The sequence below is a fragment of the Streptomyces sp. NPDC006516 genome (assembly GCF_040611875.1).
Lineage (GTDB): Bacteria > Actinomycetota > Actinomycetes > Streptomycetales > Streptomycetaceae > Streptomyces.
Genome location: NZ_JBEXPD010000010.1, coordinates 291,931 through 305,643, shown reverse-complemented (window position 1 = coordinate 305,643; position 13,713 = coordinate 291,931). Strand labels below are relative to the sequence as shown.

Annotated in this window: 12 protein-coding genes; 1 reads left to right on the top strand and 11 read right to left on the bottom strand. The window is 71.3% G+C overall.

Features of this window, described 5'->3' with window-relative positions; all coding sequences use genetic code 11:
* Positions 1-111 precede the first annotated feature (111 nt).
* The 3 genes from ABZY45_RS25665 to ABZY45_RS25655 form a co-directional block, all read right to left on the bottom strand.
* Positions 112-900, bottom strand: a complete 789-nt coding sequence (locus tag ABZY45_RS25665; RefSeq protein WP_356743374.1) for an IclR family transcriptional regulator — start codon at positions 898-900, stop codon at positions 112-114.
* Positions 901-1,101: 201 nt separating this feature from the next.
* Positions 1,102-2,124, bottom strand: a complete 1,023-nt coding sequence (locus ABZY45_RS25660; RefSeq protein WP_356743372.1) for an acetylxylan esterase — start codon at positions 2,122-2,124, stop codon at positions 1,102-1,104.
* A 736-nt stretch (positions 2,125-2,860) separates the two neighbouring features.
* The gene (locus tag ABZY45_RS25655; protein ID WP_356743393.1) at positions 2,861-3,337 is read right to left on the bottom strand and encodes a class I SAM-dependent methyltransferase; all 477 of its coding nucleotides are present in this window, start codon (positions 3,335-3,337) and stop codon (positions 2,861-2,863) included.
* A gap of 471 nt (positions 3,338-3,808) precedes the next feature.
* Between ABZY45_RS25655 and ABZY45_RS25650 the strand changes: the two genes are divergently transcribed.
* On the top strand, positions 3,809-4,330 hold the full coding sequence (locus ABZY45_RS25650) for a DUF4396 domain-containing protein (RefSeq protein WP_356743370.1): 522 nt from the start codon (positions 3,809-3,811) through the stop codon (positions 4,328-4,330).
* A gap of 63 nt (positions 4,331-4,393) precedes the next feature.
* On the opposite strand, the gene ABZY45_RS25645 is transcribed toward ABZY45_RS25650, so the two are convergent.
* The 8 genes from ABZY45_RS25645 to ABZY45_RS25610 all read right to left on the bottom strand — a co-directional run bounded on the left by ABZY45_RS25645 (position 4,394) and on the right by ABZY45_RS25610 (position 13,701).
* Positions 4,394-4,993 carry a DUF6058 family natural product biosynthesis protein gene (locus ABZY45_RS25645; RefSeq protein WP_356743368.1) on the bottom strand — a complete coding sequence of 200 codons (600 nt, stop codon included), beginning with the start codon at positions 4,991-4,993 and terminating at the stop codon, positions 4,394-4,396.
* Between the two features lie 275 nt (positions 4,994-5,268).
* A complete protein-coding gene (locus tag ABZY45_RS25640; RefSeq protein WP_356743366.1) occupies positions 5,269-8,073 on the bottom strand; it encodes a hypothetical protein in 2,805 nt (934 codons plus the stop codon).
* Positions 8,070-9,182: an AAA family ATPase gene (locus ABZY45_RS25635; protein WP_325745069.1), complete on the bottom strand. Its 1,113-nt coding sequence runs from the start codon at positions 9,180-9,182 to the stop codon at positions 8,070-8,072. Before ABZY45_RS25635 ends, ABZY45_RS25640 begins: the two co-directional genes overlap by 4 nt.
* A 52-nt stretch (positions 9,183-9,234) precedes the next feature.
* A complete protein-coding gene (locus tag ABZY45_RS25630; RefSeq protein ID WP_356743364.1) occupies positions 9,235-10,770 on the bottom strand; it encodes a VWA domain-containing protein in 1,536 nt (511 codons plus the stop codon).
* Positions 10,767-12,161 carry a hypothetical protein gene (locus tag ABZY45_RS25625; RefSeq protein ID WP_356743362.1) on the bottom strand — a complete coding sequence of 465 codons (1,395 nt, stop codon included), beginning with the start codon at positions 12,159-12,161 and terminating at the stop codon, positions 10,767-10,769. Before ABZY45_RS25625 ends, ABZY45_RS25630 begins: the two co-directional genes overlap by 4 nt.
* The gene (locus ABZY45_RS25620) at positions 12,161-12,679 is read right to left on the bottom strand and encodes a hypothetical protein (protein ID WP_356743360.1); all 519 of its coding nucleotides are present in this window, start codon (positions 12,677-12,679) and stop codon (positions 12,161-12,163) included. Before ABZY45_RS25620 ends, ABZY45_RS25625 begins: the two co-directional genes overlap by 1 nt.
* Before the next feature lie 98 nt (positions 12,680-12,777).
* Complete coding sequence (locus tag ABZY45_RS25615) at positions 12,778-12,960, bottom strand: hypothetical protein (protein ID WP_356743358.1); 183 nt, start codon at positions 12,958-12,960, stop codon at positions 12,778-12,780.
* Between the two features lie 237 nt (positions 12,961-13,197).
* Positions 13,198-13,701, bottom strand: a complete 504-nt coding sequence (locus ABZY45_RS25610) for a methylated-DNA--[protein]-cysteine S-methyltransferase (RefSeq protein WP_356743356.1) — start codon at positions 13,699-13,701, stop codon at positions 13,198-13,200.
* Positions 13,702-13,713: the final 12 nt, after the last annotated feature.

Genomic DNA, 13,713 nt, shown 5'->3' with positions numbered 1-13,713 from the left:
GGCGCGGCACGCGCACGTGATCGCCTTCAAGGCGTACGGCCCATAGCCACATGGCGAAGGGGTCCGGTGGACAGCCGATCGGCTGTCCACCGGACCCCTTCGCCATGCACGTCAGAGCGCGCCGAGTGCCTGACTGATGGCGTCGGCGGCCTCGATGACCTCGCGTACGAGGGCGAGGCGCTGCCCCTCGGGGTCGGAGCGGTCCCCGAGCACCGAGGTCGGGCCCCACAGGGAGATGGCGGCGACGATCTCCCCCGAAGCGTCACGGACCGGCGCGGCGAGGGACGCGCGCCCCAGTGCGCGCTCCTCGGCCTCGACGGCGTAACCGGTGCGCCGGACGGTTTCGATCTCGGCGTCGAGGAGGTCGTGACTGGTGGTCGTGTACTCCGTGTGCGCGTCGAGAGGATCTCCCAGCAGCTTGCGACGCTCCTTGGGGGCGAGACCGGTCAGCAGGCACTTGCCGATGCTCGTGGCATGCAGCGGGGCGGTGTGCCCGGCCTGCGTATAGGACTTGGGGGCGCGCGTGCCCTCGAAGTTGCACAGGAACATCAGCTCACCACCGCGGCGTACGGCCACGTTCGCCCCGAGCCCGGTACGGGTGGCGAGTCCCTGGAGCACCATGCGGGCGGCCCGGTGCACGGGGTGGCGGTTGGTGGCGGTGGCGGCCAGGGGGAGAAGACCCAGGCTGAGGCGGTAGAGGTTGCTGACGGGATCGCGTTCGACCATGTCGAGGCGTTCCAGGGTGGACAGCAGGCGGGAAGTGGTCGAGGAGCCCAGCCCGGTGAGCTCGGCGACGTCGGAGACACGGAGTTCGGGCCGGCCGGAGTCGAGTGCGCGCAGCACCGACACCGCTCGTTCGACGCTCTGGTTCGTCCCTGCATCGGTCGCCCGCGTGGCCATGACCCTCCTCTTTCTGCAAATCCCTTGCACATTCTGCATCAGCATATCGCGTCTGATCGACGCCCGTACCTGAAATCCGCGCCCGTGGCAGCTCCACGGCGTCCTGCGCGCCGGACCTCGCCGACGTCGCGGAACCACCAGGTCACAGGGCAGAACCCGTGAGCGCCTCGGCCTGGCGGATCGTTTCGTACGGCCAGGCGGTCACGAGCTGGGGCGCGGCACCACGGGGTCCGCGCCGGACAGGAAGCGCCGCTGCGCCTCTTCCAGAATCGCCGTCTCGGCCCGCTCGCCCGGGTGGTCGAAGTGCCCCGCCCGCAGCACCAGGAGTTCACGCGGCCCGGCGAGTGCGTTGTGCACGGCGAACTGCCCGGGCGGGGGTACGTGCGGATCGAACAGGGCGGCGCCCACATGTACGGGGATCTCGAGGTGCCTGGCCGCCGTCGCGGCGTCGAAGTACGCGAGGACGTCCAGCACCGAGGGTTCCTCGGCGAACCGTGTACGCACCGACTCCCCGCTGCCCGTGCACGGAAGTGTCACCCGGAGCGGATGGTTTCCGAAGGTCGGCACCGTCAGGCCGGCGGCATGGAAGCGGTCGTCCCACGGGAGCGCCAGCGCCCCGATGCCGCCGCCGAAACTCGTGCCCAGGTACGTCAGCCGTCCGGCAGCCTCCGGCACCAGCCGCTGCAACGCGGTGGCCGCGCACCAGACGTCCGCCACGCACCCGCCGATGATGTACGACTCCCGGGCGCCGATGCCGTGCAGGACGTGCCCCGCCGACTTCGAGGGAATGCCGGGCAGCAGGCTCCGCGTTCCGAGCCCGCGCAGACAGGGCCAGATGGTCGCGGTCTCCGGCGGGGACTGCCAGGGGTCCGGGGCCGCCCGGCCTCCGTAGCCATGTGCCGCCACACAGCCCTGGGTGACCCGGCCGTCGGCAGGGACGCTCAGCCACCCGCCGATACGCACGCCGTCGGCGGACGTGTACGAGACCTCGGCGATCCGCATGCCCTCGGCCGTGGTCCAGGGCCCCTCGATCCGAGGCGCCGTGTCGACGCGCAGCGCACTCTCATGGCGCTCCCTCCAGAAGTCGGCGAAGTCGTCCGGCCCCGGCGGCGCCTTCACCGCGAGGAGGCGCGGCAGGTCGTAGCCGTGGGTGGGGTCGAAGGGAAAATCATGGGGCAGCGGGCTGAGTTCGCCGGTGTCCGTCGTCAGCGGATGGGTGGACAAGATCTCTCCTTGTTCGGTATCCGAGTCCGGTCGGCGCCGAGCCCCCGTCACGCGCCTGATCCGCCGACTCGACGGTCACGTCCCGCTGGGCCTTGTGGTCAGAACGGCGGTGGTCCGTTCAGGGCGGAGGTGCGGGAGAAGGCCGGGGCGGACGGGCGAGGCTCTCGGCCCGCCGTGCGCCGTCGCGATCCGTCGCCGGCCATCAGCCCGAGGAACCTCGCGGCGCCTGCCGGCGAGATTCCCGACGCGATCGCCGTCGCCCGCGAGACCATACGGTGATCGACCTGCGCCGTGCAATAAGGAGGCGCGGCTGCTGAGGCACGTGGTTCCGCCCATTCGGTCAGGAGACGCGGCGCCTCGCCGGAGTCGGCGCTGAGAATCGGGCTCAGCCACCCTCGTGTTCTGCTGCTGCTGCTGCCCAGCGGCGAATCTGCGGGTCGGGATGGAGCCGGGCGGATGCGAGGGTGCTGTCGAGCAGTCCGGGGCCACCAGCAGGCGGCCGACATGCTCAGTGCAGCCGGAGCGTTCTGGGCCCTCGCGGTGATGCTGGGGCAGTCCGGGTAGCGCGCGGCCGGCCGGGGAGCGCCGGCGGTGACACGTACGGGTACGCGTGAGGCCCCCGCCGGTGGGCGGTTTCCAGGGCGCGGGGCCTCACGAGCCACGGCGGATGGTCTGCCACCGCCCGTGCCCGTACCGTGACGCCGGCTGACGGCCGAAGTCGCGGACGGGGCGCAGCTCAGGAGTCGCGGCGCGCGAAGAGGATCGCTCCCGGGACGCTCTCGTCCAGGTCGAGCAACATCTGCGCTTCGACCGTGAATCCCGCGTCGTGGAGCCAGGTGGTGACACGGTCCGGCCGGCGGCGGTGGACATGGACCTTCATCGGGTGGCCGCCGTAGCCCTGTGTCTTCAGTCGCGACTCGTCACCCATGTGGAAGCCGAGCATCACCGGTGCACCGGGGCGCAGCACTCGCCGGAACTCGGCGAACACGGTCGGGATCGCCTCGTCGGGGACGTGGACCAGTGACCAGAAGGCGAGCAGGGCGCCGGCCGAGGCGTCGGCGAGATCGAGGTCCGTCATGGAGCCGACCTCGAACCGCAGGCCGGGATGGTCGCGCCGGGCCACCTCGATCATGGCGGGTGAGAGGTCGATGCCGAACGCGTCGACCCCCAGGTCCCGCAGGTGGGCCGTCACGTGCCCGGGACCGCAGCCCATGTCCGCCACGGGCCCGGCCCCTGCCGTGCGGACCGTCTCGGCGAAGAGTGCCAGTGCCGCCCGCAGGTAGGGCTCCCCTGCCAGGGCCTCGCGCAGCTGGTCGGCGTAGCTGTCCGCGACCGTGTCGTAGGGAGCTCCTGGTGTCTGTCAGCCACGCGTCGTCGTTCATGGTGGGACACCGTAGTCGCGGTCCGCCCACGCCGAGGGCCCGGCCTGCCGGCCGTAGCAGCGGCACGCGGGCGCGGCGGTGGCACGCGGGCGTACCGGTGGTCTGCATGGGCGACCCGCACCCAGCGATGGACGCAGATCCCATCGCCGAGCCGCCGATGCTTCCACGGCTCGGCGACCGGAGGCGGGAACGCGGACGCGTGATGGTCGAAACTTGAGGCAGGAATACCCCAGGGGGGTATATGGTTCCCGAGGTGAGAAGGGCTCGCGACGGGCCCCACGGACGGGAACGGGGAAGCGGCCATGGACGACAGCACGCGTCACACCGGCAACGCACACGACCACGACGCCGGACACGGGAACGCGGGGCGGCGTACGAACCACAGCGCCGGGGCCTCGTGGGCCACAGCGGCGAAGGCCACGCTGCACTGCCTGACCGGCTGCGCCATCGGCGAGATCCTCGGCATGGTCATCGGCACCGCCCTGATGTGGGGCAACGTACCCACCATGGTCCTGGCGATCTCCCTGGCCTTCGTGTTCGGTTACTCGTTCACCCTCTTCGCGGTCCGCCGCGCCGGTCTGAGCCTCAAGGCTGCCGTCAAGGTCGCGCTCGCGGCGGACACCGTCTCCATCGCCGTGATGGAACTCGTCGACAACGGCATCATCGCCCTCGTGCCCGGCGCGATGGACGCCGAGCTGTCCGACGGCCTCTTCTGGTCGGCGCTGCTGGGTGGTTTCGCGGTGGCCTTCCTGATCACCACACCGGTCAACAAGTGGATGATCGGCCGCGGCAAGGGTCACGCCGTGGTCCACGCCCACCACTGACCACGGCTGGCGCCTGACGCCAGTGCGGTCGGCGCCGAGGCTGCGTGCTCGGGGGCGTCCTCGTCAGGGGCGCGGGAAGCGCGCGCGCATCGCCACGACGCAGGTGTCGCGCGAGGTGGGACCACCGAAGCGCAGGCGGTCGTACTCGGTGAACGCCGGTTCCAGCGCGTCGAGTTCGTCGATCATGAGGTGCAGACGCGCCGACCACTGCGCCGTCCCTGCATCCGGCTCGTCCGGCGCGGTCGTGATCGCGGCCGTCAGGTGATCCTTGCGCCGGATCGTCGCAGGGGTAACCGAGTGGAGGCAGACGTACTGTCCACTGAGGTAGGCGTCCCATTCGTCCCGGCCGGCGGCCGGGTCGGTCCAGTGGGCGGTGAACCACGCTTCGAGATTCTCCGTCCCGCCCGCTTCGGCAGCGAGCGCGAAGAGGTCGGCGGGCACCATTTCGCGTCCGTCGGAGCGCAGGTATCCGGGAAGTGGCAGGAGCCGCGCCAGCATCAGCCGGCGGACCTCTTCCACGTCATGGCCCTCGGCCGCGCACAGATCCTCCAGCCCGACGAACTGCGTATCGACGTAGGCATCGTCCGCATCGGTCATCGGATGGTCTCCGTTGACCGCGCGGAACCTCTCGGCAAGGCGCTGTTTCAGGTCTGTCCCCGGCATGCTCGGCCCTTCGCTTTCGCCCGCGCGGGCACCTCCCACGCGACTCCCGGCACGCTACGGGCCTGGTGGTTCGGTATCGGCCGAAGTGTGCGTGCGGCAGCCCCGCCGGGGCTCCCGGGTCACGATCACAGGGTGGACATGGCCAAGCCGTGGTCACCGGGAGCCACCGGCGCCCGCCGTACCTCCTCGCGCGGGCCGTCGGCACTGCCTGCTGAGTCAGTGCCGGGCCGCTCGCGCTGCCCCTGCGCCGGACTCAGGCGGCAGGGCCTCGCACGTCAGACTCCCGCCAGCAGGGCCTCCAGTGCCTCGGCGGTCTCGGGATGGCGGGCGGTGAGCAGCGATCCGGTGGGAGCCGCTGCCTCCGTATCCCAGGTGTCCTCACAGCCCAGCAGCTCCGCCAGGCTGTCGCACGTCTCCGGGTGGGCGGCGAGCAGCACGGCGCGGCCGGCCACGCCGCCGCCGCCCGCCGCCGGTGGGAGAGCAGGGGCTTCCGGGGCGGCCTGCCACGGGGGCACCCAGGCGTCCAGTGCGGCGAGCCGCCCCGGGAAGACGCGCCCGGCCTCACGGATCAGCAGCGGGGCCAGATCGGCGCCCTCGGAGCGCAGCGTGGTGATGAGCTTCGGCAGCCATGGCAGCAGAACCGGGTCGGGCAGCCGCGCGAAGGCGTTCGACACCGCCTCCACCACGAAGTCCGCCAGTTGCGGCACCGGCTCCAGGGCGTGCAGAAACCCGCTGAGGTAGCGCGGATAGGCGGGAACCACCAAGGGGTTGTCCAGCAGCGCGTCGCACCGCTGCCGAAGCTCGGCGCGGGAGAGCTGCCCGAGGTGCACCCGCGCCGCCCAGAGGAGCGCCATCCTGGACGGTTCCTGGGGGTGCGACTGCGCGAAGGCCAGGTCCAGCTGGGTCCGGTCGCAGCCGAGCGAGATCGCCAGGCTCTCCATGCTGAAGAGGAAGCCCAGCATCGCGGCGACCTGGCGTACGGTCGCGTCCTCGTCGGTGAACGCCGTCGGCAGGAGCGTGCAGTAGTGGGCGTAGCCCGTCTTGGCGAAGGTCTCGATCCAGGACGGCAGCTCCGGCCGGCTGATGCGGTAGTACGCCAGGAGCCGTCGCACCCGGCGCAGCACCTCGGGCGCACCGTCGACGCTGCGCTCGGTGGCCAGCACTTCCAGTGCGCGGGTGCCCAGCTCGTCGGCCAGCCGGCCGCCGCGCAGATGGAGCTCGGCGTCCTCGACCGCTCCGAGCACCTGCGCCGTGGTGGCGTTCGGGGCGTACGCCACGCGGCGCAGCCGCTGTTCGAGGACCTGCTCGACGCTGACGCCTTCGTAACCGAGCTCGATCAGCGCCCGCTGATGGGTGCCCAGCGCGAGGTCCCAGGACTCCTGCACCGACTGCTTGCCGAGCTCCCGCTCCCCCATGATGGGCCGTGCGGCCCCGTGCGGCATCAGACGGCGCAGCATCCACAGCAGGTCGGAGCACCGGCGCAGCTCCTGCCTGGAGGCCAGGTCCAGCAACGCCCGCTGCACACCTCGCTGCTGGAGCTTGAGATTCAGCGGAGCGAGCCGGTCGTGCACGTCACGGGCCAGGGGCGGCAGCGCGTCGTAGCCGACCTGGCCGACCCGGTCGCCGCCCATCAGGATCTCGACGAGGCGGCGCACGTCGCGCCGGCCCGGAACGGTCTCCTTCTCGATGCAGGTGACCGCCGCGTCCTGGAAGTCGTACGGGGTCGGCCTCGCACGGTCGCGCATGCCCGCCAGCAGAATCGAGGTCTCGAACACGGCGATGGCGTCGGCGGTCGAGGCGAGGTAGCCGTTGCGGCGGGCGGAACGGACGATCTCCACGGACCAGCCGAGAAGTTCGGCCTCGTCCAAGCGATCGAGGACCGGCGGGCTCTGAAGGAATCCGGAGAGCTTGTCGGACGGCACTTCGGGGGCCGTGGGAGCGGCCTGAGCGGCGGTCTTCTTGGCCCCGGCCGACTTCCTGGCGCCCGATTGGCCCGCGAGCCGGTACGGCTTCACCCGAGTGCGCTTGAGGTTCTTCGCCCATTGGGTGGCCGCGATCGACACGGATCCGGCGGCCAGGCCGAACTGCGCCTCGATCGCCGAGTGGCTGGAGGGGATGAGCCCGTACTGCCAGGTGCTCTCGCTCGGCTCGGTGATCTCGAAGGAACCGCTGCCGTGCACACCGAACTCCTCCACACGGCTGGAGGCGTGGAACGCTCCGCAGACGTAGAGGCAGTCCTGCGGGTCGGTGCCCGTCGCGGCGAGGTGCTCGCGCATCCGGGTCCACATGTAGCGCTCGCGGTCCTCGTCGACACGGAGCCGGTCGGTGTCACCGGGGGCCAGACGGCGGAACAGGCTGCCGATCAGGAGCATGACCTGGCGGTAGGTGTCGTGGTCGCTGTCGCCGAGCGGCAGTTCGACGTACTGGTGCCACCACTCCGACCAGTGGCGCACGCGCCCGTGGTGCAGGAGGTGCTCCTCCAGTTCGGCGAAGCGGGGCCGCAGATCGCCGATCTCCACTCCGACGGCGTCACCGTGCAGCGCCGCCTCCTCCTCGGCGGGCGGAGTATCCTGGTCCGAGGCATCGGCCCGGCCCGCCGCCTGCCACTGGAACACGTGGTCCGAGGAGCGGTCCACGAGCACCAGTTCCACGCCCGGGGTGTCCAGGGCGTAGGCGATGGCCTGGTACTCGGCCGAGGCCTCCGTGATCGGGGCGACGACCGAGAGGGGCGCCCACTCGGCGGGGAAGCCCTTGACCTCGCTCGCGAACGCCTGGACCGCCACCGGGAGGCGGCAGTTCCTGAGCTCCGTCAGGAGCGGCGCCATGTCCTCGCACAGCTCCAGATAGACGACCTTCGGCTGCTTCTCACGCAGCCGACGCGCCATGGCGATCGCCGAGGCGGGCGAGTGGTGGCAGACGGGGAAGATCTCCAGGGGTTCGCGCACGGCGCGGTCGACGTCGTCGACCATGCCGAGCAGGATGCCCTGCAGCGCGTCCGGACCGTCGGCGAACTCGGACGCCGCCTCCTGGAGTTGTCCCCGCAGCGCCTCGAACGCCATGCTCTCGTCCACCCCGCTCATGACAGGGTGGCGATCGCGTCACGACCGCCCTCCAGGAACTCCGGCCAGGAGCCGCCTTCTTCCTTGCTGCGCGGCTCGACGACGCCGTGCAGGTACTTGTTGAGGATGGCGAGGTCCTCGGGCTCGCGCCGTGCCAGCGACCCCACGAGGGACGAGGCCAGGGTGCGGGCGGTCAGCGCGCTCTCACCGAAGAAGTTGCTGTGCAGGATCGCGTCCTCCAGGACGCCGATCTGCTCGGCGCTGGACAGTGCGGACTCCAGCTTCTCGTCATCGCTGCCGGCCGCCGCGGCGGAGGCACGGAGGTCGGCGAAGCTCTGCAGCAGGACGTCCAGCAGGGTCGGTGGCACGTCCAGCTCGATCTGATGGCGTCGCAGCAGCTCCTCGGTGCGGAAGCGGACGATCTCGGCCTCGCTCTTCTTGTTCGTCACCACCGGGATGCGGACGAAGTTGAAGCGCCGCTTGAGCGCGGAGGACAGGTCGTTGACGCCACGGTCACGGCTGTTGGCCGTCGCGATGACGGAGAAGCCGGGCTTGGCGAACACGATGTTGTCACTGTCCATCTCCGGGACCGAGATGTACTTCTCGGAGAGGATCGAGATCAGCGCGTCCTGGACGTCGCTGGTGGAGCGGGTGAGTTCCTCGAAGCGGCCGATCGCGCCGGTCTCCATCGCGGTCATGATCGGCGAGGGGATCATCGACTCCCGCGACTGCCCCTTGGAGATCACCATGGACACGTTCCAGGAGTACTTGATGTGGTCCTCGGTGGTGCCCGCCGTGCCCTGCACCACCAGGGTGCTGTTACGGGAGATGGCGGCGGAGAGCAGCTCGGCCAGCCAGCTCTTGCCCGTACCGGGGTCGCCGATGAGGAGCAGGCCGCGGTCGGAGGCGAGTGTGACGATGGAACGCTCGACGAAGCTGCGGTCGCCGTACCACTTCTGGGAGATCTCCCGGTCGAGGCCGTCCGAGCGCTCGGAGCCCAGGATGAACAGGCGGACCATCTTGGGCGACAGGCGCCAGGAGAAGGGCTTCGGGCCGTCGTCGACGGATTCGAGCCAGTCCAGCTCCTCGGCGTACTTGATCTCGGCGGGGGCGCGCAACAGGTCGGACATGTCTGTGAGCCTTTCTGGGTATGGGGGTTGACTGCACCGGGGCCGAGAGGCTTCAGGTGAGGAAGGTCTTGAGCTCGTGGACGAGCTTGCGGATGTGGCCGGAGAGCACCGGCGTCCCCTGGTCCTTGAAGCGCTCCCGGAACCACGGGTTGACGCTGGCGCGGCCGGAGCTGGTCACCGAGCCGACCGGGATGAACTTGGCGCCGGAGCGGTGAATGGCGGCCATGCTCTCGAACAGCGGCTCGGTCTGCCATTCGTAGAAGTCCGATATCCACACCACGACGGTATTGCGGGGCTCGGCGATCTTCGGCTGGGCCAGCGCCATGGCGACCGTGCCGTCGGTGCCCCCTCCGAGGTTGGTGCGCAGCAGGGTCTCGAACGGGTCGTGCACCCATGGGGTGAGGTCGAGCGCCTGGGTGTCGTACGCGATGAGGTGGACGTCCACCTTGGGCAGCCCCGCGAAGATCGAGGCGAGAATGGTGCAGTTGACCATCGAGTCCACCATGGAGCCCGACTGGTCGACGACCACGATCAGCCGCTGGGGTGTGGTCTTGCGCGCGGTGTGGCGGTAGAAGAGGCGGTCGACGTAGAGCCGCTCCTCCTCCGGGCTCCAGTTGGTGAGGTTCTTCCAGATGGTGCGGTCGAGGTCCAGGTTGCGGAAGACCCGCTTGGGCGGGACGGAGCGGTCCAGGGCGCCGACGGTCGACTTCTCCACCTGGGTGCGCAGCACCTCGGCGACCTCGTCGACGAAGCGGCGGATCAGCGCCTTGGCGTTGGCCAGGGCCACGCCGGACAGGTTGTCCTTGTCACGCAGCAGCTGCTCGATCAGCGACATGCTCGGGGTCAGCTGACCCGCCAGCTGCGGATCGGCCAGCACCTCGCGCAGCCGCATCCGTCTGACGAGCCCGGCCTCGATGGCGCCGAGCTCCGGTCCGATCTCGGGAATCAGCCGGCTGAGGTCGGGGGTCCGGCCGTCACCGCCGGTGCCGGCCGGGCTGACGCCGGTGCCTGCGGAGCGCCCGCCGCGCAGCTCGCCGGGCTTGCAGCCGAGCGCGCGCTCCAGCCAGCCGGCGTCGGACTGCCACCGGGAGAGCTGGCCCGCGGTGACGGTGCCCGGCGGGGAGTGGAAGACGTTGAGCAGCACCTTCGACACGAGCGCGGCACGCCGCACCTCGGCGGCCTTGTCGCGTGCGTCGTCACCGGCCTCCTCCTGTGCACCCGGCTCCGCATCCTCGTCCGGAGCCGGACCGGCGCTCTCGTCGGCATCCGCGTCCGGAGCCGGGTCGGCGCCGTCGTCGACCTCCGCTTCAGGAGCACGAGCTTCCTCCGCTGCGGCTTCCAGCACCATCAAACCCTGGAACTCCGCGGCAAGTCCGGGGTGGCGCTGCACCACCGAGTCGACGGACGTCTTCGGGTCCAGGAGCGCCGTCGGAAGCCCGATGTCCTGGACGACGGCGAGGCTCGCCGACTCCAGGGCCGCCTGCTCCTCGTGGTCGAAGAGCTGCGCCAGGAGGCGCCAGTACATGACCTGGCGGCGATTGTCGTGCGAGGTCTGCCCGGGCACGCCGGGGCTCTGCTGGCCGGTCATTTCCGCAACAGCCTTCCCGCGCGCTCGCTCAGCACCTTCGCGGCGTCCGTGGCGGCCTTCTCCGCCCGGACCCCGGCCTTGTCGGCCGTCCCCCCGGCCCAGGCCCCCGCGTGCACCGCGGTCACCTTCTTCCGCACCGTGGTCTCGACGGCGAGCGGCTGCACACCGAACGTGCCCGCGTCCCAGCGGACCAGCGCGACGCACGCGCTCGACCTGGCGACGCTCTCGGGTGTGAGCGGCCCCGCGGCGGGGATGCGGTCGGTGTCGACGGGCAGTTCGAGCCCGGCGATCGTGAAGGCGACTGCGCCGTCGTCGTCCGTGCGGGCGGTGTAGCCCTCCAGGAAGACGGGTACGGCGATGCGCGCGGGATGCCGGTCCAGAGGCGCGGTCGCTGCTGCGACCGCCGAGGGCAGGGCCACACGGGCGGTCGCGAACGCCTCCGCCGGCTCGCCGGGACGCGCGTGGTCGTCGCTCCAGACGAGGTCGCCCTCCGCGGTGACGGGCATACCCGTGAGCTGCATCGACCGGCCTTCGCCCGCGGCTGCCAGCAAGGACATGTGCGGCCGCAGCAGTTGCCAGATCCCGGCTCCGACGACCGTGTCGGGCTTCGGCACCGACACACTGGCCCGCACGAGGCGGGGCGCGGAGCCGTCCGCCGGCTCGAGAACCGCGTGCACCTGAGCCTGTGCGGCGGTCGCGTGCTCCTGTACGTCGATACCGAGGGGCAGCAGACGGCCGTCGGCGGTCCCGATGACCGGCGCGACCGCCGCTCCCGGCACCGTCAGCAGCATGCCTCGCGACCAGAGGTCGGCCCAGCGGCGCACCGGAAAGCGCTCCGCCGCCGCACCGGGGCAGGAAGCGGCGAGCTCGGCCGCGAAGCCGTCGAGGAGCGCCGCGAGGCGGCGCTGGGACGGGTCCGGGAGCATCGCGGACACGACCTCCGCCGCGCCGGAGACCACCTCGTGGTCGATCCCCTGCCATCCGCAGCGCGCCAGGTCGGACAGCCAGGCACGGGCCGCCGTCAGCAGATTCGCCGTCGGCCGGGCGCCGGACACCGCCGGAGCGGCCTCGCCACCGCGTGGGCGGCCCGCAGCCTCCTCGATCCGGGTCAGCAACGCGTCGTGGACCGAGCCGAGCAGCGCCGTGCGCCCGGCGGCCAGGGCCACGAAGTGGTCCTCGCCCGCCGCTCCGGCCGCGGCCTTTCCGGCCGCCTCGGCGACCCGGCCGGCCAGGGGTGTGCCGGCCAGCGCCCGAGCCAGTGCCGCGGGGCCGGCGGGCTCGGCGGACTGAGCACGGAGCAGACCGGCGACGAGCGCGCGGTCGAAGGCGTCGACGGCGGCGAGCGCCTCGTCCAGCCCTTCGACGGGTTCGGCGAGCAGGTCGGCGCGCATTACGCCACCGCCCTGGTGGGCGGGAAGAAGTGCATCTCGGGCAACGGCGCGGTGACCGGGCCGTGTTCGAGGTAGGCCAGGTGGCGCAGGAACCGGCTGAAGACGGAGGCGGCGGCCTTCGTCTCGTCCATCTGCGGCCGGGTGCTCCGCATGGCCGACGCCAGCACGGCCCCGTCCACCTCCCCCTCCGGGACCTCTGCCTTCAGATAGCGGACGACGCGCTCCGCGCCGTACTGGAGGACCGACTCGTTGATCAGGGCCCCGATGTGGTTGCAGAACGATCCCCGCGCGCCGCCGCAGGGACGGTTGTTGTTGGTGCTGCAGGCGAACGCGTAGCTCCCGGCGGCGACCGAGGACACGTAGACGCGCCCGATGTCCGAACCGCTCGACACCACACCCTGCAGACGTCCGTCGGCCAGCTCGACGAACGGCACCTTGGCGAGCTTGCGCGACCGCGCGGGTGGTATCACCCGGGCCGTGCTCGACCTCTCCCAATCCGACAACGTGCCATCTCCCATGCACAACGAAGGGGTTGTCCCCGCCGGACCGGCGGAACACTGATCAACCTACGTGCGCCCACTGACAACGCCGTCATGACAGGGGAGAAGCGTTTCGGTTACGACAGCCCGGTGACCCGCACGGTGATGTTCAGCCTGCCCGGGGCCGGCCCGGTGGCCGGGTCGCAGGTGCCGCCTGGGCCGGAGAAACCGGGGTCCCGGACGATCAGTGTCACCGGTTCCTGGCGGTTGAACCGGGGGATGGGCCGAGGATCGCACCACAGCAGTCGGGGGGGAAGCACGCGATCATTCTGCGCCGTCTCGGACTCCTCGCAGTTCTACGGCGGCGGTCAACTCTCGTTCGTGCTCGCCCGCGGTGAGCGGGCGCCCCAGCTGGTTCCCGCGAACGCCGTGTCAGCGGTGGGTGGGGACTCTGGGCGAACGGTCGGTCATACGCCCGGTGTTGCATCGCTGCGGGGCGGGGCGGCCTGTTCCGGTTTCGCCGATGCCGTACGTGGCTCGGCACCGCGCGGCGCCGTCTACGGCCGCTTCTGCTCCAGGTCCAGCAACTGCCGCTTGCGGTCGACTCCCCCGGCGTATCCGGACAGCGCGCCGCTCGCACCGATCACGCGGTGGCAGGGGCGCACGACCAGCAGCGGGTTGGCGCCGATCGCGGTGCCGACCGAACGCAGTGCGGCGCGCGACGCGCCGATCCGCGCCGCGACCTCCCCGTAACTGAGGGTCGTGCCGTACGGGATGGCCTCCAGGGCCGCCCACACGCGCCGCTGGAAGTCGGTGCCACGACCGACGGCGTACTCGATGCCGAAGCTCGTCCTGCTCCCGGCGAAGTACGCGCGGAGTTCCGCGGCGACCACGTCGAAGGCCCCGGCGTTCTCGCGCCAGTCGTCCTGGACCGTGGCGCCGCCCTTCTGACCGGGTACGGAGAGTGAGGCGAGGGCGGTGCCCCCCGGCGCGGTGGCCGACTCCTCGCCGACCAGCAGCAGCTCACCGAGCGGGCTGTCCATCGTGGTCCAGTACGTCATCTTCCCGTCCTC